Below are 22,399 nucleotides of genomic sequence, written 5' to 3'. Positions count from 1 at the left end.
CCGGAATGACGGCTGCTGATGTGGCTTGCCCAAAGAAGCCCCGCCCGGCGGGGGGAGGACCGGGCGGGGCCTGATGTCCGATTTAACACTGCTCGCGCCAACCTGATGTGACGCGCCGGACATCGAATGGAGCGGCTGCGTCTTTAGTCCAGCACCTCGACGATGCGGCGCGAGCGCGGCTCGACCAGCACGGTTTCGCCGTTCACGACGGTGTAGCGATAGGTCGTGGCGCCGAAACGTTGCGGCACGTCATAATAGGTGACGCCTGCCTCGGGTAAGGTGGTGCCGACCACCACGCGATCCGGAATGCGGAAGGGCGGCACACGTTGTTCAACGACATATTCGCGGAAGGCGGGCCGTTGTTCGACGGCAATCGTCGGCGCGCCGTCGACCATGGCGGGCGCGCGTCCAATCGTGACATCGCTTTGCGCCTGCGCCGCAAGGGGCGCGCCGGTTGCGGCCGCGAGCGCTGCGAGAGCAAAAATCCTGTTCCGCATGGACAACTCCTTCGACGTGATTCTGCGGGCGCGCGAGCGGCGCGACCGGTTGCCAATGCGTGCCTCAAGCCAATGTTCCGGGAAAAGGCATGCCGCATTCGCGGCAATTTCGGGCAGTTTTCGTGAGGCCGGAACTCGCAGCAGCCCTTGCGCATCTCTACTCCCGGAACCCATCCGGTTATGATCCGCGCGCGATTCGCCTCACCTCACAGAAAGATAGTTCATGCACATCACCGTCGCCCACATTTCGCCGATCCTGTCGTTGATTGCGGGCGTGCTCATCCTGATCATGCCGCGGCTTCTCAACCTCATCGTCGCGATCTTCCTCATCGTCAACGGCGCGATCGGGCTCGGGCTCCTGAAGTGGCTCCGCTTCTAGGCGTTCACTTTTCGGAACTGTCCGTCTTGCGCGGGCCCGCCCAAAGTGGTGTAAGGCCCGCGATTTCCCATTCCTCTCGCAGGTTGTGTGCAAGCTATGGCCAAAGCCGCCTCGAAGCCTTCTAAAACTGCAGCGAAATCAAAGCCCTCCGCCAAGGCGAAGGCCGCGCCGGCGGCCCGCAAGGCGCTGGCCAAGAGCGCGCCGAAGCCGGTCGCCAAACCCACTGCAAAGCCGGTGGCAAAGGCAATGACCAAGGCGGCTTCGCCGAAGGTTGCCGCGAAGCCTGCGCCGAAGAAGGTTGTGCCTGCCAAGGCGGCGCCGGCAGCGGCGAAGGCCGGCAAATGGGTCTACACGTTCGGTGACGGCAAGGCCGAGGGCCGGACGGAAATGCGCGACCTGCTCGGCGGCAAGGGCGCCAACCTCGCTGAGATGGCCAATCTCGGCCTGCCGGTGCCTCCGGGCTTCACCATCCCGACCTCGGTCTGCACCTATTTCTACGAGCACGACAAGACCTACCCGAAGGAACTGAAGCCGCAGGTTGAGAAGGCGCTCGACTATGTCGGCAAGTTGACCGGCAAGGTGTTCGGCGACACCAGGAACCCGCTGCTCGTCTCGGTGCGCTCCGGCGCGCGCGCCTCGATGCCGGGCATGATGGACACCGTGCTCAATCTCGGCCTCAACGACCAGACCGTGGAAGCGCTGGCCGAGCTGTCGGGCGACCGCCGTTTCGCCTATGACAGCTATCGCCGCTTCATCACGATGTATTCCGACGTGGTGCTCGGCTTCGAGCATCATCACTTCGAGGAGATCCTCGACACCTTCAAGGACAGCCAGGGCTACACGCTCGACACCGATCTGTCGGCTGAGGATTGGGTCGAACTGGTCGGCAAGTACAAGGACGCGGTCGCGCGCGAGACCGGCAAGGAATTCCCGCAGGATCCGCACGACCAGCTCTGGGGCGCGATCGGCGCGGTGTTCTCATCCTGGATGAACGCGCGCGCGGTGACCTACCGCAAGCTGCACGACATTCCGGAATCCTGGGGCACCGCGGTCAACGTGCAGGCCATGGTGTTCGGCAACATGGGCGAGACATCGGCCACGGGCGTTGCCTTCACCCGCAACCCCTCGACCGGCGAGAGCAAGCTCTACGGCGAGTTCCTGATCAACGCACAAGGCGAGGACGTGGTCGCGGGCATCCGCACGCCGCAGGACATCACCGAGGAGGCGCGGAAGGAGTCGGGCTCCGACAAGGCGTCGATGGAAGCGGCGATGCCGGAAGCCTTCAAGGAGCTGACGCGGATCTACACGCTGCTCGAGAAGCACTACCGCGACATGCAGGACATGGAGTTCACCGTCGAGCAGGGTAAGCTCTGGATGCTCCAAACCCGCGGCGGCAAGCGCACCGCCAAGGCGGCGCTGCGTATCGCGGTCGAGCTCGCCAATGAGGGCCTGATCTCGAAGAAGGAAGCGGTGACGCGGATCGATCCGGCCTCGCTCGACCAGCTCCTGCATCCAACCATCGATCCCAACGCCAAGCGCGACGTGATCGCAACCGGCCTGCCGGCTTCGCCGGGTGCGGCCTCCGGCGAGATCGTGTTCTCCTCGGACGAGGCGGCCAAGCTTCAGGGCGACGGACGCAAGGTGATTTTGGTCCGCATCGAGACCAGCCCGGAAGACATCCACGGCATGCACGCCGCCGAAGGCATCCTGACCACGCGCGGCGGCATGACCTCGCACGCGGCGGTGGTCGCGCGCGGCATGGGCAAGCCCTGCGTCTCCGGCTGCGGCACAATCCGCGTCGATTACGGCCGCGGCACCATGAGCATCGGCTCGCGCACCTTCAAGACCGGTGATGTCATCACCATCGACGGCTCGCTCGGCCAGGTGCTCGCCGGCCGCATGCCGATGATCGAGCCGGAGCTGTCCGGCGAGTTCGGCACGCTGATGAATTGGGCCGACCAGGTCCGCAAGATCGGCGTCCGGGTCAACGGCGACACGCCTGACGACGCGCGCACGGCGATCAAGTTCGGCGCGGAAGGGATCGGCCTCTGCCGCACCGAGCACATGTTCTTCGAGGAGACGCGCATCCGCACTGTGCGCGAGATGATCCTCTCCGAGGATGAGCAGTCGCGCCGCGCCGCGCTGGCAAAACTGCTGCCGATGCAGCGCGCCGACTTCGTCGAGCTGTTCGAGATCATGAAGGGCCTGCCCGTCACGATCCGGCTTCTGGATCCTCCCCTTCATGAATTTCTGCCGCACACCCATGCCGAGGTCGAGGAAGTGGCGCGCGCCATGAACACCGACCCGCGGCGCCTCGCCGACCGCGCCCGGGAGCTCTCGGAGTTCAACCCGATGCTCGGCTTCCGCGGCTGCCGCATCGCCATCGCCTATCCCGAGATCGCCGAGATGCAGGCCCGCGCGATCTTCGAGGCGGCGGTCGAGGCGCAGAAGCGCACCGGCAAGGCCGTCGGCCTCGAGGTGATGGTGCCGCTGATCGCGACCAAGGCCGAGCTCGACCTGGTCAAGGCACGGATCGATGCCACCGCACAGGCCGTGATGCGCGAGACCAACACCAAGCTGGCCTATCAGGTCGGCACCATGATCGAGCTGCCGCGCGCCTGCCTGCTCGCGGGCGAGATCGCGCAGTCGGCCGAGTTCTTCTCGTTCGGCACCAACGACCTGACGCAGACGACCTACGGCATCAGCCGCGACGACGCGGCGAGCTTCCTCGGTCCCTATGTGGCGAAGGGCATCCTCACGGTCGATCCCTTCATCTCGCTCGATCAGGAAGGCGTCGGCGAGCTGGTCAAGATCGGCGTCGCCCGCGGCCGCAAGACCCGCACTTCGCTCAAGGTCGGCATCTGCGGCGAGCACGGCGGCGATCCCGCCTCCGTCGCCTTCTGCCACCATATCGGTCTCGACTACGTCTCCTGCTCGCCCTACCGCGTGCCGATCGCGCGGCTTGCAGCGGCGCAGGCCGCGCTCGGCAAGGCGATCGCGAGCCAGGCGTAAGCCGAAACACAGACTTGAATTGAGAGAGGCGGGGCCCAGCCCCGCCTCTCATTTTTGGCACTGCTCTCTCCGCGTCGTCATTGCGAGCCACCGGGTCCGCGCAAAGCGCGGCCCGATGACAGGCTCCACGAAGCAATCCAGAGTCGTTCCGCAGAGGGACTCTACTCGGCGCCCCTCACATCATCCCCGTCTCGTCCTCCTCGGCCTGCCCGATCAGCGCCTCGCTCGCTACCGCCTCGCGGCGGGGCACGACGAACATCATCACGCAGGCGCAAAGGATCGAGATCGCGAGGACCGCTGAGGTCAGCGGCAGCGTCGTTGCGGAGTGGCCGCCGAGATAGGCGCCGAACTGCGACATCAGCGCGCCAACGCCTTGCTGCAGGAAGCCCATCGCGCCCGAGGCGGTGCCGGCCGCTTCGGGACGGATGCTGATGGCGCCGGCGGCGGAATTCGCCATCACGAAGGCATTGCCGGCCATCACGATCATATGGGTGCCGAACAGCCAGGCGGGCGCCTCGTTCCAGCCGACGAAGCTCCAGAGCAGGTTCGCAAGGCTGCCGCAGAGTTGCAGGGCGAGCCCGAACCAGATCAGCTTCTCCAGCGAGTGGCGCGGCGCAAAGCGCACGCAGAGCAGGTTGCCGACCAGAAACGCAAAGCCCGTCGTTGCGAACCAGGCGCCGTATTCGGCGCTGCTGCGGCCCATCTGCGTCACCACGATGTAGGGCCCGCCGCCGGCGAAGGTGAAGATGATCTGGGACGCCAGCACCTGGCACATCACATAGCCGACGAAGGCGCGGTTGCGGATGAGCATGCCGATATCGCCGCGGAATCCGCTGCCGGCGGCGCGGCTGCGGCGGGTCTCAGGCAGCGCCAAGGCGATCCCGACGGCAACGACGATGGCGGCGATGGTGATGGCATAAAAGATCGCGCGCCATCCCAACGCGGTCTCGATCAGGCCGCCGGTGAGCGGCGAGACCATCTGCCCGATCATCAGCGCCGCGACCACGAGGCTGATCATCGAGGCGACGCGGTCGCGCTCGTAGATGTCGCGGATGATGGCCCGGCTGATCACCATGCCGGATGCGCCGCCGAGCGCCTGGAAGAAGCGTGCGGCGATCAATTGCGGCAGGGTCTCGGCGAAAATGCAGGCGACGCTGGCCGCCACCATCAGTGCAAGTCCTCCGAGCAGCACCGGACGCCGCCCGAACCGGTCCGACAGCGGGCCCATGATCAGCTGCGACAGCGCGATGCCGACCATGTAGAGCGACACCGTCATCTGCGCGATCGAGATGTCGCTGCCGAAATCCGTCGCCAGCACCGGCAGCGCCGGAACCAGGATGTAGAGCGAGATCGGTGCGACCCCGGTCATCACCACCAGCAGCAGCAACACCAGACGCGAGGTCGCGAGGTTGCCGGCCGCTTCGGGCGGCTTGCTGATGATGCCGTGCATCGCCGGACACTAGCCGCATCGCGTTGCGAGCGAATACGCTCATTTCGGCATACGGCTATGCGCGAGGCGTCAAGGCGCTGGGCCTGTAGGGTGGGCAAAGACGCGCTCTTTGCGCGGCGTGCCCACCATTGCTGCCGTCACCCGGAGATGGATGGTGGGCACGCATCCGCCTCCGCTCTTCGAGCGGCAGCGGATGCTTTGCCCACCCTACGCAGGCAGTCTTATGACGGAGTTAGAGCTTCAGCTCCGCCGTGGCCTGATCGAGCCAGGTCTTCGTCGCCTCGTCCAGCGCCGGCCGCACGTCGTCCCTGACGCGCGCATGGTACGCGTTCAGCCAATCGAGCTCGTCGCGGCTCAGCATCGCGACATCGATCAGACGGCGGTCGATCGGCGCCAGGGTCAGCGTCTCGAACGCGTTCATCGGCTTCTCGGCACCCTTGATGTCGGCGGCGACGACCAGCTCGAGATTCTCGATGCGGATGCCGAAGCCATCGGTCTTGTAGTAGCCGGGCTCGTTCGACAGGATCATGCCGCGCTTCAACGGCGTGGTGCCGAGCTTCGAAATTCGTGCCGGTCCTTCGTGCACCGAGAGATAGCTGCCGACGCCGTGGCCGGTGCCGTGCTCGAAATCGAGCCCGACGGCCCAGAGATATTGCCGCGCCAGCGTGTCGAGTTGCGCGCCCGTGGTGCCGTCCGGAAAGACGGCGCGCGCGATCGCGATGTGGCCGCGCAGCACGCGGGTGAAGCGGTCGCGCATCTCATCCGTCGGCTCGCCTATCGCCATGGTGCGGGTGACGTCGGTGGTGCCGTCTTCATATTGCGCGCCGGAATCGATCAGCAGGAGATCGCCGGGCGCGATCCGCCGGTTGCTCTTGCGGGTGACGCGGTAATGCACGATGGCGCCGTTTGAGCCGGTGCCGGAGATGGTCGGGAACGAGACGTCCCTGAGCGCGCCGGTGTCGCGGCGGAAGGTTTCCAGCGCCTCGACCGCGTCGATCTCGGTGAGCTTGCCGCTTGGCGCCTCGCGATCGATCCATGCGAGGAAGCGCGCCAGCGCCACGGCGTCGCGCAAATGAGCCGTCTTGGTGCCCTTGATCTCGGTCGCGTTCTTGACCGCCTTGAGCAGTGCAACCGGATCGCTGCCGCGCACCGGCTTGCCGCCGGCCCCGCTGATCAGGCGGCTGAGTGCGTCGGCCGCTGTGGCATTGTCAAGCGCAATGGCCGCACCGCTCTTGGCCAGCGCCATCAGCGTCGGCGCCATGGCGTCCGGTTCGCGCACGTCAGCGGACTGCTCGAGATGGTCGCGTGTGAGGTTGGAGAGCTTGCGGTGGTCGATGAAGATGGTGGGACGGCCGTCCTTCGGCACCAGCGCGTAGGACAGGGGCAGCGGCGTATGGGCGACGTCGGCGCCGCGGATGTTGAAGGTCCAGGCCACCGCGTGACTGTCCGACAGCACCAAGGCATCGGTGCCGAGCTTGGCGATCTCGGCCCTGATCTGGGTCAGCTTCTCCGCTTCAGTGATACCGGCGTGCTGAAGGCTGTGCACCGCGACGGGGGCGAGCGGCGGCTGCGGCCGGTCCTGCCAGATCGCGTCGATCGGATTGCTGTCGACCGCGACCAGCTCGGCCCCGGCCTTGGCGCAGGCGGCGGACAGCCGTTCTGCTGCCGAAAAAGTGTGCAGCCACGGATCAAATCCGAGGCGGTCGCCGGCTTTCAGATGCGCCGCCACCCAGCTCTCCGGCGGCGGATCGATCAGCGATTCCACCGCCCATGCCTTGGCATCGACCTGCTTGGCCGCCTGCAGCGTGTAGCGGCCGTCGACGAACAGCGCAGCCTCCTGCGGCAGAACCACTGCTAGTCCCGCCGAGCCGGTAAAGCCGGTCAGCCAGGCGAGCCGCTCTTCCGATGGCGGCACATATTCGTTCTGCTGCTGGTCGGCACGTGGCACGACGAAGCCGGTCAACTTGCGACGGGCAAGTTCTTCGCGAAGTGCGGCCAGCCGTGCCGCCAACGCGACGCCGGCCTCCGGCTCCTCGAATGTCTGGAAGTGCGCTTCGAACATGGTGGATCACTTTAGGATCATGGAGATCAGTCCGCAATGTAGACGCATTTGCGTCGCATCTGGCATGGACCGTGCTTGAAATAGTTCCATTCGAATTGAGTGGAGTAAAGGATGCGGCAGTTGCGCTTCGTCCGGATAACAGGGAAATTCGAGCAGGTGGTTCATCTCAACGGCGAGGGGACACACGATGCCAGCGTTCACCTTTGAGAAGATTTCGCCGCCGGCGCGCCGCGCTCCGGCTGCAACGACACCGAAGAAGCCGCGCGGCCTCATCAGCCAGATGATCGAGCGTTTCGCCGAGCGCCGCGCCAGGCGCGCTTTGCAGGGGCAGGGCGCGTCACGCCGCAACAAGAAGCCGGCGGAATAGCGCGGCGAGGGAGCGCACCGCCGTCGCGACGCGGTTAGTTCATCCCACCTTCCTCAGCAGCAGACTGCTCCACCCCTCGATGCGCAGATGCTTCACCGGCGCGAGGCCGCGGGCGCGGTAGGCGGCGATCACGGCGGGCGCCTGGTGCGTCAAGAGGCCGGAGAGGATGACGCGGGCGCCAGGCGCAAGGTGCCGCGTCATCGGGCTTGCCAATTGCCGCAACGGATTGGCAAGGATATTGGCGAGCACCAGGTCGAACGGGCCTGCACGCGCAAAATCTGGCGCGGCAAAGCCGGTCGCGCGGATCACCCGCACATGGTTGCCAACTTCGTTCAGCGTGGCGTTCTCGGCGGCCACCCGGACCGATGGCGGATCAATGTCGGAAGCGAGCACCGCGCGATGCAGCGCCTTCGCCGCCGCGATCGCCAGCACGCCCGTGCCGGTGCCGAGATCGAGCAGGCTCCTTGGGCGGGAGCTCTTCAGGACATGGTCAAGCAGAAGTAAACAGCCGCGCGTCGTGCCATGGTGACCGGTGCCGAAGGCGAGCGCCGCCTCGATCTCGATGGCAAGCTTGTTCGGCGCCACACGGTCGCGATCGTGGCTGCCGTGCACGACGAAGCGGCCGGCCGGCACCGGGACGAGATCTTCAAGGCTGGCTTTGACCCAGTCCTTGGCTTCGACAGTGTCGAAGACGAGCGTCGCCGCGATCTCATTTCCTGCTGAAGTTGCAACGAGTTCGCGCAGCCATGCCTGATCGGGCGCTGCGGCGAAATGCAACGTGACGTCCCAGCGTCCGTCAGGCCGTTCGAACGCGGCGACCGCCGCATCGCCGTCGAAAAAGACCTCGGTGAGCACGTCGACGACGCGCTTGGCGTCGGCTTCGCTGCCGGTCGAAAAGCTGGCGCGATAGGTCGGGGAAGGCTGCATTCAGGGTTCCGTCGCGTTCAATTTTTGGAACTTTTGCTGCCCAGTTTTCGGACAAGTTGAGGTTCCCGCATTAACGCGCCTGTAGGGCGTGCCGCGTATATTTTCGGATGTAGAAGCAAGTCAACGCAGCTTGGAATTGAAACGGAGGCGAGTCTTGAAGCGCATGATTCAGAAGTTCTGGTCGGATGAGTCCGGTGCAACCGCGATCGAATACGGCCTGATCGCCGCGGGTATCGCCCTGGCGATCATTACCGTGGTGAACGGCCTGGGCACCACCATGAACGAGAAGTTCACTTCGATTAGCACCTCCTTGAAGTAATTTCCGCCGCCATTTTCCAGCGGGGGCTATTTTCTTCAAAGGCTGTTTCTGATCACCGCCCGCTAGGGGTCTCCCCTGGCGGGCGAGGTCGTTTTTGCCGCCCGACTTCACAGCTTATCCGCCTGCTTGTCCGGACTTTGTCCACCACTTTTCCCCTGATCGCCCCGCCGATTTCCCACCGGCTTTCCCCAGGATCGCTCCTGGCCGTATCGCCCAGGCCTCCTCTGGCCGCTCACAGGCCTTTCGACAGCCTGTCCACAACCAATCCACAGCCCTATCCACGGCTTCCGAACAGGGCGCGGTGATCCCGCAGGATGGCCTGCGCGGCGTTATGGCCGGGGGCGCCGGTGACGCCGCCGCCGGGATGGGCGCCGGATCCGCAATGGTAGAGGCCTCTCAGCGGCCCGCGATAATCGGCGTGGCCCAGCATCGGCCGCGCCGAGAACAGCTGGTTCAATGTCAGCGCGCCGTGGAAGATGTCGCCGCCAAGCAGCCCGAACTGCCGCTCGAGATCGAGCGGAGACAGGATCTGACGGCCGAGCACGCTTGCCGCAAATCCCGGCGCGTACTTATCCACCGTCGCGATCATGAGATCGGCGACCTCGTGGCGATGGTCATCCCACGACTTTCCATCGGGAAGCCCTGGTGCGACATGCTGGCAGAACAGGCTCGCGACATGCTTGCCGGCCGGGGCCAGCGTGTCGTCGAGCGTCGAGGGGATCAGCATCTCCACCACGGGCTCGCGGCTCCAGCCCTGCGCGCGCGCGTCGAGCCAGGCACGGTCCATATAGCCAAGGCTCGGCGCCAGGATGATGCCGGAGGTGAGGTGATCGCCCTCGCCTGAGAGCGCCGTGAAGGAGGGCAGGCGGTCCAGCGCCACATTCATCCGGAAGGTGCCGGAGCCGTTCTTCCAATGCCGCATTCGGGCGAGGAAGTCCGCAGGCAGAGCATCGGCCGCGATCAGCCGCGTGTAGAGCAGCTTTGGATTGACATTGGCCGCGACATATTTCGCGCGGATCGCAGAGCCGTTCTCCAGCACGATTCCGACGGCGCGGTCGCGCTCGACGATGACCTCGCGCACACCGGCATCCGTGTCGATCACGACGCCACGGTCGCGTGCCGCGCGCGCCATCGCCTGCGTGATCGCGCCCATGCCGCCGATGGCGTGGCCCCACACGCCCTTCTTGCCGTTCACCTCCCCGAACGCGTGATGCAGCATCACATAGGCCGAGCCGGCGGCGTAGGGGCTGGCATAATTGCCGACGATGGCGTCGAAGCCGAACAGCGCCTTGACCAGATCGTGCTCGAAACGTTCGTCCAGCATCTCGCCGGCCGAGCGCGTGAACAGATCGAGCAGGCTGCGGCTTTGTTCCAGCGTCAGGCCGCGCAGAATGTTGGCGCTCTGCAAAGCGTTCACGGCCTCGCGGACCGCGTTGGTGCCAAAGCTGTCGAGCAGGTTCGGCGGCGCGCGGAGCACGAACCGCCTGAGCACGTCGGCAATGCCTTCCAGCTCGCGCGCGAAGCCGTCGAGCGCTTCCGCATCATGCGCGCTGAGCCGCGCCACCGAGGCTTTCGTTCGTCCCTCGCCGGTGAGGAGATAGCTGCCGTCCGGCGCGGGCAGAAAATTCTGCGCACGCCGCTCGACGATGCGCAGGCCCTGCTCGGCAAGCTTGAGGTCACGGATCACCTGCGGATTGAGCAGGCTCACGGTGTAGGCGGCGACAGAATTGCGAAAGCCGGGGTGAAACTCCTCCGTCACCGCGGCACCGCCGACCACCTTGCGCCGCTCGACCACGCGCACGCGCAGGCCCGCCATCGCCAGATAGGTCGCGCAGGTGAGGCCGTTATGGCCCGCGCCGATGATGATGACGTCGGTATCTGTCATGAAGAATGCGAGGCCCGGTCTACTGTCATTCCGGGGCTCGCGAAGCGAGAACCCGGAATCTCGAGGTTCCGGGTTCGATGCTTTGCATCGCCCGGAACGACCCTCTTATATCAAGCATTCCTTGCTGCAACATCACGCCACACTTTATTGCCCGTCCAGGCGCCTTGTGCTCCATTGCGCGCGATCCGGCGCCCGCCGGGGTTTGAGCCGGAGCATTCATGGATTCGATCGTGCAACCCGCCGCCACGGAGCAGCCGTCGTCGTCGCGCAACCGGCTGCTGCTGACGGTCTACACCGCTGCGATCTTCGTCAGCGCGCTGCTGCTGTTCTCGGTGCAGCCTCTGTTCACCAAGATGGTGCTGCCGCGGCTCGGCGGCTCGCCGGCGGTGTGGTCGGTGGCCATGGTGTTCTTCCAGTCGCTGCTGCTGGCCGGCTATGCCTATGCGCATCTGCTGATGCAGGCGCGGAACCGGATCGTCCCCGTCGCGGTACATCTGGTGCTGCTGTTCGCCGCCTTCGCCACGCTGCCGCTCGGCATCGCCTCCGCCTATGGCGAGCCGCCGGCTTCGGGCTACGCAGTCTGGCTGCTCGCCCTGTTCGCGGTCTCGATCGGGCTGCCGTTCTTTGCGCTCGCCGCGAACAATCCGCTGCTGCAGGCCTGGTTCGTCCGCACCGGCCATCCGGCCGGGCACGATCCCTATTTCCTCTACGCCTCCTCCAATGTCGGCAGCTTCCTCGCGCTGTTGTCCTATCCGTTCCTGCTGGAGCCGATGTTCACGCTGCAGATGCAGAACCGGTTCTGGACCGGTGGCTATGGCCTGCTGATCCTCCTCATCGGCGCCTGCGGCGTGCTGTTGTTGCGTTCGCCGAAGTTGGCGGTGACCGACACGCGGGCCGAGGACGTGAATGCACCCGCGCCCGGCCTCTTGACGCGGCTGCGCTGGATCTTCCTCGCCGCCGTGCCATCGGGCCTGCTCATCGCCGTCACCGCGCACATCTCGACCGACGTCGCGGCGGCGCCGCTTTTGTGGGTGCTGCCGCTGTCGCTTTACCTCTTGACCTGGGTCGTCGTGTTCCAGTCGCGGCCGCTGCTGCCGCACAAATGGATGCTGATGCTCCAGCCGGTCGCGATTGCGGGCGTCGTCGTCCTGCTGGCTTTCGGCGGCGAGCAGAACCTGCTGCTGACCCTCGGCGGACATCAACTCTGCTTCTTCGTCATCGCCATGGCCTGCCACGGCGAGCTGGCGCGGACGCGGCCTGCCGCCAAATATCTCACCGGCTTCTATGTCGCGTTGTCGTTCGGTGGCATGGTCGGCGGCTTGTTCGCGGGGCTCGTTGCGCCCTTCACCTTCTCGTGGATCGCCGAATATCCGATCCTGATCGCGCTTGCCGCGCTGTGCCGTCCGTCCGGGAGTGAGCGGCTGGCCGCAATCGTCAAATGGTACTGGCTGGCGCTCGCCGCGCTCGCGGTGGCGCTCATCGCGCCGTCATATACGACCGGTGGCCTCTCGACCTGGTTCGAGGATTATCGTGTCTGGGTCGCCGGCGCCGTCGGCGTGCTCGCCGCGCTGCTCGCGCTGATCCTCAATGCCGGGCGCTGGAAGATCTTTGCCACCGTCGTGCTGGCGCTGGCGTTGATCCGCGTCTATCCCGCGGACGAGGGCCGCGTCACGACCGTGCGCAGCTTCTTCGGCGTGCACAAGATCGTGGTGACGCCGGGCGGTTATTTCCACGTGCTGATGCACGGCACCACCATTCATGGCGCCGAGCGTTTCCGCAACAATGACGGCACGCCTGTTGCCGGCCGGCCCGAGCCGATCACCTATTATCACAAGGACGGCGGCATCGGTCAGGCCGTCAGCGCGATCCGCGAGCGCAAGGGCGCGCCGCTGAAGGTCGCCGCGATCGGCGTCGGCTCCGGCACGCTCGCCTGCGCCGCCGAGCGGGGGGAGGACTGGACCTTTTTCGAGATCGATCAGTCCATGGTCGACGCGGCACGCGACCCGAGGAATTTCCGCTACATCTCGAGCTGCATGCCCGACATGAAGCCCGTCATCGGCGATGCGCGCCTCACCTTCGCCAAGGAGCCCGACGGCGCCTATGATCTCGTCATCGTCGACGCCTATTCGTCCGACGCGATCCCGATCCATCTTGCGACCGAAGAGGCGATGAAGATCTACAAGGACAAGCTCGCGCCGCACGGTGCCGTGGTGATGCACGTCTCCAACCGGCATCTGGACCTCGAAACCGTCGTCGTCGGTATCGCGGACGCCAATGATCTCAAGAGCTGGGTCTTCAACGAGGATTCCGGGCGCGATGGTGACTACATCTTCTCCACCGACGTCGTCATCTCCGCGCGCGAGGAGGCCGACATCGGCAGGCTCGCGTCCTCCAAGCAATGGGAACAGACCGAAGCCGACGACAGGGTGCGGGTCTGGACCGACGATTATTCCAACATCCTTGGCGCGCTATATCGGCGTTGGAAGGACGGCGAGTAGGGCTCTCTTCGTAGCCCGGATGGAGCGAAGCGCAATCCGGGGGCGCTCCCGGCGTGGTACTGTCCCGGATTTCGCTACGCTCCATCCGGGCTACGAGGCATCGCAACTACGGCGCCACGGGCGTCCCCACCGGCAGCGCAATTCCCTTAGCGCCGGCCACCTCTCGCAATAGATCCGGCCTGTCCGAGATGATGCCGTCGACGCCGAGCTCGATCATGCGCGTCATGTCCTCGCGCTTGTTCACCGTCCACACCACGACGCGCAGTCCGAGCGCGTGGGCCTCCGAGACCAGAGGCGCGGTCACGTCGCCGAAATAGGGCGACCAGATCGCGCCGCCCGCAGCCTTGATCGTGCGCGGCAGCGAGCCGGCGTGATCGGCCGGGTTGAACCCCGCCGTCCAGTTTGTCGCCTTGTCGAGCGCTACCGTCGGAGCCAGGCCGCGCTGGATCGTCAGGTACGCGGTCGGGATGTTCGGCGCCTGCTGCTGGACGCGACGCAAGGTTCGCCAGTCGAACGACTGGATCATGACGCGATCGGAGACTCCCTCGGTCTCGATCACCCCGAGCAGCTTCGCGACGAATTCTTGCGGATCAAGCGTTTCATCGGGACGGTTCGGATCGATCTTGGTCTCGATGTTGAAGCGCACTTGCCTGTTGCCGGACTTGCGCACCAGCGCGAACAGCTCGCGCAAGGTGGGAATGCGAGTGCCCGGGACGGCACGCTGGCCCGGAAATTGTTTCGCATAGGCACTGTCCGGCCGAATCTGGCCGACGTCATAGGTCCTGATCTCGTCGAGCCGCAATTTCACGAACGGCGTGCCGGGCGGAGCGATGTAGGCGCCATCGGGCCGCCGTGCGAGATCGGGATTGAGCCCGCGCTCATGCGCGACGATGACTTCACCGTCGGCGGTGACGCCGACGTCGAGCTCCAGCGTGTCCACGCCCATCGTCAGCGAATGGGCGAAGGCGGGCAGGGTGTTCTCCGGCAGCAGCGCCCGCCCGCCGCGATGCGCCTCGAGGTCGAAGGCCAAATCAGATCCCATGGCTTGTCCGGCAGTGAGCAGCGAGAGCAGCACCGGGATTGTCGTGGCACGTGATGGCATGGTGCCTCGACGGTCAAGGGCGGTTGATGGTCGCCGGGTCAGTTCTGATAGTAGTAGCCGCGCGGCTGATAAACCTGCCGCGGCTGCGGCTGATAGTAATAGCCCTGCTGGCCGTAGCCCTGGTCGTAATAAGGCCGCGGCTGCTGCTGATAGACCTGCGCGTCGTAGAGCGGGCGGGTGGCCGAGCGCGGCGCCGGATAGCGCGCGCCGGTGTCGCTGCCGTCGGCCGGGTAGATGTAATTGTCGTCCTGCGGCATGTAGCGCCGCGCGGGCTGCGCCGGCGGGGTCAGGTCCACGGGGGCGCCGGTGGTGGCGTATTGGTCTTCGGCCGGCTGCGGGGCGCGGGCCACCGCAGTGTTGTTGCGGCCGCGCGGATTGCGCGCCAGCGCCACCTGTGCCGAGCCGGTCAGCGTCACCGTGGTGTTGAGCACGCCCTGCTGCTGCACCAGCGCATAGAGCGTCGAGGCATTCTGGCGCGACAGGCGCACGCAGCCATGGGATGCCGGCGAGCCGAGCCGGCCGACCGAGTCCGTGCCGTGGATGGCGTGCCCGACCTTGGTGAAGAAGATCGCGTGCGGCATCGGTGCGTCGTCGAATTCCTTGGAGTAGTGATCCTCTTCCATGCGGAAGGCCCGGAAGGCGCCGTTCGGCGTCTCGCGCGAGGGGAGGCCGGTCGACACCGGCCAGCGGTAGCGCGCGACCCCGTCGACGGCGACGGTCATCTGCTGATTGTCCTTGTAGACGGTGATCTCGACCTTGGCCTGCGCGGTGCCCGCGCTCAAAAGCATCAGGGATGTGAGAGCAATAAAAAACGAACGCATCTGACTTCTGGCCTCCGGCCTGTTCATGCTTAGCGCCGCGGCTCTCCGTCCCCCGGCGTGCATTATGCCTGCAGCCCGGCGTTGGTTCCAGCGGCCAGCCTGTCCATCGTTAACGTGATGGCAGGCGTAAGCAAGGCCGCTTTGTGCCGCGCCGGCCGGCGGCGCTGACATTTTCGCGAGCGCCGCGTGGTCAGTTCTTGAGCCGGTATCCGGTTCGGAAAATCCACCAGATCACGACCAGGCAGATCACCAGGAAGGCCAACGTCATGCCGATGCTGACGGACACGCTGACGTCGGCGATCTCGTAAAAGCTCCAGCGGAAGCCGGAGATCAGATAGACGACCGGGTTGAGCAGCGCGACCGTGCGCCATGTCGGCGGCAGCATGTCGATGGAATAGAAGCTGCCGCCGAGGAAGGTGAGCGGCGTCACCACCAGCATCGGAATCATCTGCAGCTTCTCGAATCCGTCGGCCCAGATGCCGATGATGAAGCCGAACAGGCTGAACGTCACCGCCGTCAGCACCAGGAAGGCCAGCATCCAGACCGGATGCTGGATATGCAATGGAACGAAGAGCCCGGCGGTCGCCAGGATGATCAGGCCCAGGATGATCGACTTGGTGGCGGCGGCGCCGACATAGCCGAGCACGATCTCGAAATAGGAGATCGGCGCCGACAGGATCTCGTAGATCGTGCCGGTGAATTTCGGGAAGTAGATGCCGAACGAGGCGTTGGCGATGCTCTGCGTCAGCACCGAAAGCATGATCAGGCCCGGCACGATGAAGGTGCCGTAGCTGACGCCCTCGACCTCGCTGATGCGCGAGCCGATCGCAGCGCCGAACACCACGAAATAGAGCGAGGTCGAGACCACCGGCGAGACGATGCTTTGCAGCAGGGTCCGCCAGGTACGCGCCATTTCGAACAGGTAGATGGCGCGGATGGCGCGGTGGTTCATGACGTCCTCACGAGGTCGACGAAGATGTCCTCGAGCGACGATTGCGTCGTGTCGAGGTCGTTGAAGCGGATGCCGGCGGCGCGCAAATCGCCGAGCAGGCTGGTGATGCCGGTGCGCTCGCCCTGGGTGTCGTAATCGTAGACCAGCGTCGCGCCGCCGTCGCAGAGCTCGAGCTCGTATTGGCTGAGGCTTTCCGGCAACGCCGTCACCTTGTTCTGCAGATGCAGCGTCAGCCGCTTCTTGCCCAGCTTCTGCATCAAGGTGGTCTTGTCCTCGACCAGCACGATCTCGCCCTTGTTGATGACGCCGATGCGGTCGGCCATCTCCTCGGCTTCCTCGATGTAATGCGTGGTGAGAATGATGGTGACGCCGGATTGCTGAAGCCCGCGTACCACCTCCCACATGCCCTTGCGCAGCTCGACGTCGACGCCGGCGGTCGGCTCGTCCAGGAACAGGATCTGCGGCTCGTGCGACAATGCCTTGGCGATCATCACGCGGCGCTTCATGCCGCCGGAGAGCGTGATGATCTTGTTGTCCTTCTTGTCCCACAGCGAGAGGGCCTTCAGCACCTTCTCGATGTGATCGGGGTTCTTCGGCTTGCCGAACAGGCCGCGGGAGAAGCTCACGGTCGCCCACACGCTTTCGAACGCGTCGGTGTGCAATTCCTGCGGCACGAGGCCGATCAGCGAGCGCGCCTTGCGGTAGGAGGTCTGGATGTCCTCGCCGCCGACCAGGACCCGGCCCTCGCTCGGATTGGCGATGCCGCAAATGATCGAGATCAGCGTGGTCTTGCCGGCGCCGTTGGGGCCGAGCAGCGCAAAAATCTCGCCGCGCTTGATGTCGAGGTTGACGTTCTTGAGCGCCTTGAAGCCGGACCCATAGGTCTTCGACAGATTGGCGACGGAGATGATGGAAGACATGATGGCCGCGAGGCTGAGGAGCAAAGGCTGGGGAGGGGGCCGGACCATCCAGGAGGACAGGTCGGCGGAGCCCTGAAATAGGAACGCCATTGTCCCTCCGCAATTCCCCGGAGAAAAATGGTCTCAAAACAGGCGCTTTAGTGGCATGTTCCGGGCAAGTGTTGCGCGATGGTCACGGCTTGCTGCTAAGATTGGCGCTCACGCGCCTCTTTGTTGCGTCTGCGAGCGCGCCGTGGCTACGATTTTGGCCAATCGCGAAGCGTATTGTCTCCAGGGAAAAGATCGATGAGACCGAACGGCCGTCACACCGCCGGCGCAAGCCAATTGTCCACCCTCCGTGCGTGGGCGATGGGTCTGCTCCTGCTGTCAGCTGTTGCCATCAGCCCGACCACCGCCAAGGCCGCGCCGAGCCAGGCCGCGGTGGCGACCACGCATGTCTATCTGCTACGCGGCGTGCTCAACATCTTCTCGCTCGGCCTCGACACGATCGGCGCCCGCCTCCAGGCGCAGGGCATCCCGGTGACCGTCGCCAATTTCGTGTCCTGGTCCTCGCTCGCCGATGAAGCGGCGGCTGCCTACAAGGCCGGTCGGCTCAAGACCATCATCCTGGTCGGCCATTCCTCGGGTGCGACCGCGCTGCCCGACATGATCGCCAAGCTCAACCAGCTCGGCGTGCCCGTGAAGCTCGCGATCGGCCTCGACTCCGTGTTCAAGACCAAGCTCTCGACTGGCGCGGAACGCTACATCAACATCTATATCGGCGATGGCCCCGGCGAGCCGGTGCGGGCCGCGGCCGGGTTCCGCGGCAAGCTCGACAATGTCGACATCCGCGGCAGTGGCGTCGGCCACATCTCGATCGACAAGAACGAGGCGATCCAGCGCCGCGTCATCGCCGAGATCGACGCCGCCATCATGCGCTCGCGCGCCCCGGCTGCGCGAGTCGCCGAACCCGCTGCGCCGCGGCCCGCACGCGCGGCGGCGGCAACGGATCCGGCGAGGAATTGAGCCGTCGCGCATCCTGCAGCGTGATGCCCGCCTAAGCTGGCGTCACGCGAACCGGCATGCTCTCCAGCCCGCGCAGGGAATTGTTGAGCCTGCGCTTCGGCTCCGCCGTGAGCTCGATCGTCTTCACGCGCCTTGCGAGCTCGCCGAAGATCAATTCGCCCTCCAGACGCGCGATCATCTGGCCGACGCAGGCGTGTATGCCTGCGCCGAAGCCGACATGGCCGGTCGCAACCCGCTCCACGTCGAAACGGGCCGGCTTGTCCCAGCGCGCGGGATCGCGATTGGCGGAGGCCATGAACAGCAGCACCTTGCGGTGCGCCGGGATCATGCCGCCGCCGATCTCGGCATCGCGCGAGGTGGTACGAAAAAACGTCTGCACCGGTGAATCGTAGCGCAGACCTTCCTCGAAGGCGTTGCGTGCCAGCTCTGGTTTCTCGTGCAGCTTGCGATATTCGTCCGGATGGGTGGCGAGCGCGAGCAGGGTATTGCCGATGCCATTGACGGTGGTGTCGATCCCGGCCGTGAGGAACGGCCGCACCAGATGCGTCGCCTCGTGCTCGGTGATCTCGCCCTCATCGGCCGCCTGGTAGATCATCATGCCGAGGCTGTCGGGCCGTAGCGCATCGCGCGCACAACATTCCATGATCCAGCTCTGCGCCGCGAGGCCGTCCTTCCGCGACGCCGCGAGGATCTCGTTCTCCGGGCCGAAGCTGTTGAATACGAACGTGCTCCAGGCGAGCAGCTTCTCGCGCCCATCGGGGCGGATGCCGATCGCGTCCGGAAACACCTTCATCGGATAGGCTTCCGCAAGATCGGTCACGGCATCGAACGTGCCTTTGTCGATCAGCTCCGAGACCTTCCTCTCTGCTTCGCGCTGGAACGTCTCGCGCAGCTTCCTTGTGACGCCCGGAGACAGCGTGCGGCCGAGCACGCGGCGGCCCTTGTCGTGGTCGGGCGGATCGATCTGCAGGGTCAGCGGCTTTGGCAGCGCCGGGTTCATCCCGTTCAGCCCGACGCCCTCGCCACTGATGAACGTTTTCCAGTCCTTCAGGGCCGCTTCGACCTCGGCATTGCGCGCCATGGCCCACACGCCGTAGCGCTCCACTTCGAACACCGGCCCGATTGCGCGCAGCGCCTCATAGGCGGGATAGGGATCCGTCAGAAAGCCGGGCGCGAACGGATCGACCGGACTGGATGCAATGCCGCTCATGGTCAGCTCCGAACCGCTATTGCTTTGCGAGCGGGCACTGACCGTCACTCTCGGACCGGAACGCGTCCTCGCCCTTGATCGTGGCAACGACCTTCAGCAGATCCCAGGACGAATTCGATTCCTCGGGGGCCTTGACCTGCAACAGGTAGAGCGGATGGATCTTGCGGCCGTCCTTGCGGATGTAGCCCTTGCCGAACAACTGATCGTCGGTCGGCATCTGCTTCATCGTCGCGACCACGGCCTTGCCGTCCTTGGCGCCGCCGGCCTTGTCGACCGCCTTGAGGTAGTGGATGACCGAGGCATAGACGCCGGCCTGCATGTCGTTCGGATAGGCCTTCGAGGGAATGCGTTCGGCGAAGCGCTTCGCGAAAGCACGCGTGCCGTCGGTCAGATCCCAGTAGAACGGATTCATGATCTGCGCGCCCTGCGCAAACTTGAGCCCAAGCGCGGGAAGGCCGTTCATGCCGAGGATCAATCCGACCAGCTTGTGATCCTTCGTCAGCCCGAACTCGGCGGCCTGCTTCATCGAGGTGATGGTATCGTCCCCCGCATTGGCGAATGCGATGACGCTCGCGCCCGACGCCTGGGCCTGGAGCAGGAATGAGGCGTAATCAGCCGTGCCCAACGGATGCCGCACGCTGCCGAGCACCTCACCGCCGGACGCTTTCACGGCTTCCGCGGCCTGCTTTTCCAGATCATGGCCGAACGCGTAATCCGCGGTGATGAAGAACCATTTCTTGCCGCCCTGCTGCACGATGGCCTTGCCGAGGCCGCGCCCGTAGGAATAGGTGTCGTAGGTCCAGTGCACGGTGTTTGGCGTGCACTTCTCCCCGGTCAGAAGCACCGTGCCGGCGCCCGAGCCCACGAAGACCTTGTTCTTCTCGGCGCTCATGCCGGCCACGGCGAGCGCAATCGACGAGTTCGGAATGTCGAAGATCGCATCGACGCTCTCGTTCTCGTACCAGCGCCGGGCGATGCCGATGCCGATGTCCGTCTTGTTCTGATGGTCCGCCGCAACGACTTCCACCGGCTTGCCGGCGGCCTTTCCGCCATAGTCCTCGACGGCGATCTTGGCGGCGACGACCGAGCCGATGCCCTGATAGCTCGCGAACGGCCCCGATTGATCGTTCAGGATGCCGATCTTCACGACGTCCTGGGCCAAGGCCGGTGCGGCGGTCAGCACCGCGGCCACCATGCACAGTTTATGCAGGAATTTGCTGTTCATTGTGTCCCTCCCATGGGCGGTCTTGGTGCCGCTCTATAATAGTTATATTTTATAGCTATTTTTGAGAGTGTCAATTCGGCCGACTTGTGGCCGCCGGATCCAGGATCATGAGCCCGAAAGCAGTCAGACCCGGAGCGAAGCCCCCTCAACCGTCGGAGACGTCACTGGACTTGCGCGCGCTGCAGCGCACGCCCGGCTTCATGCTGCGGCTCGCGCAGCTGAAGTTCTTCGAAGGCTTCTACGAGGAGTTCGCCGCACTGGGCCTGACGCCGGCGACCTACGCGATCTTCGTCGTCATTCGCGACAATCCGGGCGTTCCCCCCAGCAGCCTTGCCAGCCTGCTCCGCCTGCGCCTGCCGAACCTGATCAAGATCCTGAACGAGCTGGAATCGTCCGGCTTCATCAAGCGTAACCGCTCGAAATCCGACCGCCGCGCCGTCGAGTTGATGCTTACGCCGAAGGGCGCCAAGCTCATTCAGGACGGGGCAAGCCTGACGGGGCTCTATAACCGGAAGATGCTGGCCCCGCTCACCGAGGCGGAGCAACGCACCCTGCTCGAATTGCTCAATCGGCTGCTGCCGCTTTAGCCCGGGAGAGGCCCGCCTGAGGCCGACGGTCGCAGCCACGTCCAGCGGCGCGGCAGCCGGAGAGGGCGCCGGACGAGAGATGGTCGGTTCCCGTGCCCCAAAATCCACCCAATCGATGGTCACTAAGCCGGTCAGGGGAGGCCCCTGCCTCCCGTGGTGGGACTGCTGGACTGATGATTCATTCGAGGCGACTCCTCGCGCTGGCAGCAGTGGTGCTGCTCGCCTTGAGCAGTGGCATGGCCGCTGCTACTCCCCCCAAGTCCAAGACCAACGCGACCGCCCCCGCCGCGCCGCCGCCGCCTCCGCCGTTCGAGCCGTTGCCGCCGCCAAAAATCTACCTGTTCCGCGGCGCCATGGGCCCGATCTTCTCGACCGGCATGGATCGGCTCGAAGAGAAGCTAACGAAGGCCGGCTTCTCGGCCAACGTCTACGAATTCACCATCTGCCGGTGGATCGGCGATCGCGCCATCTCCAGCTATAAGGAATCGCCGGCGCCGATCGTGCTGATGGGCCATTCCATGGGCGGGCTGTGCTCGATCGTCATCTCCGAGATGGCGGCCAAGGAGAACATCCCGATCAGCCTCGTCATCGCCATCGATCCCGCGCAAGCGACCGGCGATGTTCCCCTCAACGTCGAGCGCTTCATCAACATCTTCCTGTCCGACAGCGTGCTCGGCGGCGGCGACGTCGTGGCTGTTCCCGGCTTTCGCGGCCATTACGCCAGCTATGACCTCAAGCGGAACGCGCGCGTCACCCACATCAACATCGAGAAGTCCGACGATATCCATCGTCAGATCGTCGAGATGGTGACGCAGCTGCCGCGCATTCCGCCGCAAACGCAGGCCGATGCCGTGCCGCTGCGCTATCTCGTGCCGGCGGACACGCTGGTCGAATTGTGGGACAGCGGCGTGCGGGTGCCGGTGCGCCGCGGCGACACCATGGAGAGCATCGCAGCAGCAAACCGCGTGCCGCTGTGGACGCTGGCGCAGAGCAACTCGCTGCCCGAGAACGCGCAGCTGACGCCGGGCCAGACCATCATCGTCCCCCGCCATCTGACACCGCCCGAGCCGGCCGCCGCGATGGCCACGCCGCCGGCGTCACCGGCGGCGCGGAGGTAGGGGCCGTTATCTTGCGGCAGAAGGCGGTGCGCTCCCTCTCCCGCTTGCGGGGGAGGGTTGGGG

General features: G+C 65.3%; 19 protein-coding genes. 8 read left to right on the top strand and 11 right to left on the bottom strand.

Annotation, left to right across the window (positions count from 1 at the left end; translation table 11 throughout):
• Nucleotides 1-143: 143 nt before the first annotated feature.
• A complete protein-coding gene (locus I6F21_RS33265) occupies nt 144-497 on the bottom strand; it encodes a DUF1236 domain-containing protein (RefSeq protein ID WP_036006381.1) in 354 nt (117 codons plus the stop codon).
• Between the two features lie 223 nt (nt 498-720).
• On the opposite strand from I6F21_RS33265, the gene I6F21_RS33260 reads away from it, so the two are divergent.
• Complete coding sequence (locus I6F21_RS33260; RefSeq protein WP_008562090.1) at nt 721-876, top strand: DUF3096 domain-containing protein; 156 nt, start codon at nt 721-723, stop codon at nt 874-876.
• 96 nt (nt 877-972) lie between these two features.
• Nucleotides 973-3,888: a pyruvate, phosphate dikinase gene (gene ppdK, locus I6F21_RS33255; protein ID WP_036024905.1), complete on the top strand. Its 2,916-nt coding sequence runs from the start codon at nt 973-975 to the stop codon at nt 3,886-3,888.
• Nucleotides 3,889-4,063: 175 nt separating this feature from the next.
• Here ppdK and I6F21_RS33250 read toward each other — a convergent pair whose 3' ends face one another.
• Nucleotides 4,064-5,338, bottom strand: coding sequence for a multidrug effflux MFS transporter (locus tag I6F21_RS33250; protein ID WP_036006385.1), 1,275 nt, complete (start codon nt 5,336-5,338; stop codon nt 4,064-4,066).
• A gap of 232 nt (nt 5,339-5,570) precedes the next feature.
• Complete coding sequence (locus I6F21_RS33245) at nt 5,571-7,400, bottom strand: aminopeptidase P family protein (RefSeq protein WP_225141535.1); 1,830 nt, start codon at nt 7,398-7,400, stop codon at nt 5,571-5,573.
• Between the two features lie 187 nt (nt 7,401-7,587).
• Here I6F21_RS33245 and I6F21_RS33240 point away from each other — a divergent pair, with 187 nt between their 5' ends.
• Nucleotides 7,588-7,767, top strand: coding sequence for a hypothetical protein (locus I6F21_RS33240; RefSeq protein WP_036006393.1), 180 nt, complete (start codon nt 7,588-7,590; stop codon nt 7,765-7,767).
• A 39-nt stretch (nt 7,768-7,806) separates the two neighbouring features.
• Here I6F21_RS33240 and I6F21_RS33235 read toward each other — a convergent pair whose 3' ends face one another.
• Entirely contained in the window at nt 7,807-8,694 is an 888-nt protein-coding gene (locus I6F21_RS33235; RefSeq protein WP_225141551.1) for a 50S ribosomal protein L11 methyltransferase, read from the bottom strand.
• A 154-nt stretch (nt 8,695-8,848) separates the two neighbouring features.
• Between I6F21_RS33235 and I6F21_RS33230 the strand changes: the two genes are divergently transcribed.
• Entirely contained in the window at nt 8,849-9,013 is a 165-nt protein-coding gene (locus I6F21_RS33230; RefSeq protein WP_036006397.1) for a Flp family type IVb pilin, read from the top strand.
• Nucleotides 9,014-9,287: 274 nt separating this feature from the next.
• Here I6F21_RS33230 and I6F21_RS33225 read toward each other — a convergent pair whose 3' ends face one another.
• Nucleotides 9,288-10,898 (bottom strand): NAD(P)/FAD-dependent oxidoreductase, encoded by a 1,611-nt coding sequence (locus tag I6F21_RS33225; protein WP_036006399.1) that lies wholly within the window; start codon nt 10,896-10,898, stop codon nt 9,288-9,290.
• A 218-nt stretch (nt 10,899-11,116) separates the two neighbouring features.
• On the opposite strand from I6F21_RS33225, the gene I6F21_RS33220 reads away from it, so the two are divergent.
• The gene (locus I6F21_RS33220) at nt 11,117-13,396 is read left to right on the top strand and encodes a fused MFS/spermidine synthase (protein ID WP_225141553.1); all 2,280 of its coding nucleotides are present in this window, start codon (nt 11,117-11,119) and stop codon (nt 13,394-13,396) included.
• Nucleotides 13,397-13,502: 106 nt separating this feature from the next.
• Here the strand turns inward: I6F21_RS33220 and I6F21_RS33215 are convergent, their stop codons facing one another.
• The 4 genes from I6F21_RS33215 to I6F21_RS33200 form a co-directional block, all read right to left on the bottom strand.
• Nucleotides 13,503-14,498 (bottom strand): glycerophosphodiester phosphodiesterase, encoded by a 996-nt coding sequence (locus I6F21_RS33215; RefSeq protein WP_128263074.1) that lies wholly within the window; start codon nt 14,496-14,498, stop codon nt 13,503-13,505.
• Nucleotides 14,499-14,536: 38 nt separating this feature from the next.
• A complete protein-coding gene (locus I6F21_RS33210) occupies nt 14,537-15,346 on the bottom strand; it encodes a L,D-transpeptidase (protein WP_225141554.1) in 810 nt (269 codons plus the stop codon).
• A gap of 163 nt (nt 15,347-15,509) precedes the next feature.
• The gene (locus tag I6F21_RS33205; protein WP_036006407.1) at nt 15,510-16,271 is read right to left on the bottom strand and encodes an ABC transporter permease; all 762 of its coding nucleotides are present in this window, start codon (nt 16,269-16,271) and stop codon (nt 15,510-15,512) included.
• Nucleotides 16,268-17,191, bottom strand: coding sequence for an ABC transporter ATP-binding protein (locus I6F21_RS33200; RefSeq protein ID WP_036006409.1), 924 nt, complete (start codon nt 17,189-17,191; stop codon nt 16,268-16,270). The genes I6F21_RS33205 and I6F21_RS33200 overlap by 4 nt, the downstream gene beginning before the upstream one ends.
• Nucleotides 17,192-17,476: 285 nt before the next feature.
• Here I6F21_RS33200 and I6F21_RS33195 point away from each other — a divergent pair, with 285 nt between their 5' ends.
• Nucleotides 17,477-18,196, top strand: coding sequence for a hypothetical protein (locus tag I6F21_RS33195; RefSeq protein WP_225114525.1), 720 nt, complete (start codon nt 17,477-17,479; stop codon nt 18,194-18,196).
• A gap of 31 nt (nt 18,197-18,227) precedes the next feature.
• On the opposite strand, the gene I6F21_RS33190 is transcribed toward I6F21_RS33195, so the two are convergent.
• Complete coding sequence (locus I6F21_RS33190; RefSeq protein ID WP_225141556.1) at nt 18,228-19,406, bottom strand: cytochrome P450; 1,179 nt, start codon at nt 19,404-19,406, stop codon at nt 18,228-18,230.
• 16 nt (nt 19,407-19,422) lie between these two features.
• Nucleotides 19,423-20,631 (bottom strand): ABC transporter substrate-binding protein, encoded by a 1,209-nt coding sequence (locus I6F21_RS33185; protein ID WP_225141558.1) that lies wholly within the window; start codon nt 20,629-20,631, stop codon nt 19,423-19,425.
• A 170-nt stretch (nt 20,632-20,801) separates the two neighbouring features.
• On the opposite strand from I6F21_RS33185, the gene I6F21_RS33180 reads away from it, so the two are divergent.
• On the top strand, nt 20,802-21,218 hold the full coding sequence (locus I6F21_RS33180; RefSeq protein WP_225175229.1) for a MarR family transcriptional regulator: 417 nt from the start codon (nt 20,802-20,804) through the stop codon (nt 21,216-21,218).
• Nucleotides 21,219-21,391: 173 nt separating this feature from the next.
• Nucleotides 21,392-22,336, top strand: a complete 945-nt coding sequence (locus I6F21_RS33175; RefSeq protein ID WP_036006428.1) for a LysM peptidoglycan-binding domain-containing protein — start codon at nt 21,392-21,394, stop codon at nt 22,334-22,336.
• Nucleotides 22,337-22,399 lie beyond the last annotated feature (63 nt).

Source organism: Bradyrhizobium sp. NBAIM03 (genome assembly GCF_020194055.1).
Classification (GTDB): Bacteria; Pseudomonadota; Alphaproteobacteria; order Rhizobiales; family Xanthobacteraceae; genus Bradyrhizobium; species Bradyrhizobium yuanmingense.
The sequence above is the reverse complement of the archived record's forward strand: the minus strand, read 5'-3'. Positions and strand labels throughout refer to the sequence as shown.

Coding starts and splice junctions, on each gene's coding strand:
- I6F21_RS33265 (WP_036006381.1), bottom strand. CDS start 497: ATGCGGAACAGGATTTTTGCTCTCGCAGCGCTCGCGGCCGCAACCGGC.
- I6F21_RS33260 (WP_008562090.1), top strand. CDS start 721: ATGCACATCACCGTCGCCCACATTTCGCCGATCCTGTCGTTGATTGCG.
- ppdK (WP_036024905.1), top strand. CDS start 973: ATGGCCAAAGCCGCCTCGAAGCCTTCTAAAACTGCAGCGAAATCAAAG.
- I6F21_RS33250 (WP_036006385.1), bottom strand. CDS start 5,338: ATGCACGGCATCATCAGCAAGCCGCCCGAAGCGGCCGGCAACCTCGCG.
- I6F21_RS33245 (WP_225141535.1), bottom strand. CDS start 7,400: ATGTTCGAAGCGCACTTCCAGACATTCGAGGAGCCGGAGGCCGGCGTC.
- I6F21_RS33240 (WP_036006393.1), top strand. CDS start 7,588: ATGCCAGCGTTCACCTTTGAGAAGATTTCGCCGCCGGCGCGCCGCGCT.
- I6F21_RS33235 (WP_225141551.1), bottom strand. CDS start 8,694: ATGCAGCCTTCCCCGACCTATCGCGCCAGCTTTTCGACCGGCAGCGAA.
- I6F21_RS33225 (WP_036006399.1), bottom strand. CDS start 10,898: ATGACAGATACCGACGTCATCATCATCGGCGCGGGCCATAACGGCCTC.
- I6F21_RS33220 (WP_225141553.1), top strand. CDS start 11,117: ATGGATTCGATCGTGCAACCCGCCGCCACGGAGCAGCCGTCGTCGTCG.
- I6F21_RS33215 (WP_128263074.1), bottom strand. CDS start 14,498: ATGCCATCACGTGCCACGACAATCCCGGTGCTGCTCTCGCTGCTCACT.
- I6F21_RS33210 (WP_225141554.1), bottom strand. CDS start 15,346: ATGAACAGGCCGGAGGCCAGAAGTCAGATGCGTTCGTTTTTTATTGCT.
- I6F21_RS33205 (WP_036006407.1), bottom strand. CDS start 16,271: ATGAACCACCGCGCCATCCGCGCCATCTACCTGTTCGAAATGGCGCGT.
- I6F21_RS33200 (WP_036006409.1), bottom strand. CDS start 17,191: ATGTCTTCCATCATCTCCGTCGCCAATCTGTCGAAGACCTATGGGTCC.
- I6F21_RS33195 (WP_225114525.1), top strand. CDS start 17,477: ATGAGACCGAACGGCCGTCACACCGCCGGCGCAAGCCAATTGTCCACC.
- I6F21_RS33190 (WP_225141556.1), bottom strand. CDS start 19,406: ATGAGCGGCATTGCATCCAGTCCGGTCGATCCGTTCGCGCCCGGCTTT.
- I6F21_RS33185 (WP_225141558.1), bottom strand. CDS start 20,631: ATGAACAGCAAATTCCTGCATAAACTGTGCATGGTGGCCGCGGTGCTG.
- I6F21_RS33175 (WP_036006428.1), top strand. CDS start 21,392: ATGATTCATTCGAGGCGACTCCTCGCGCTGGCAGCAGTGGTGCTGCTC.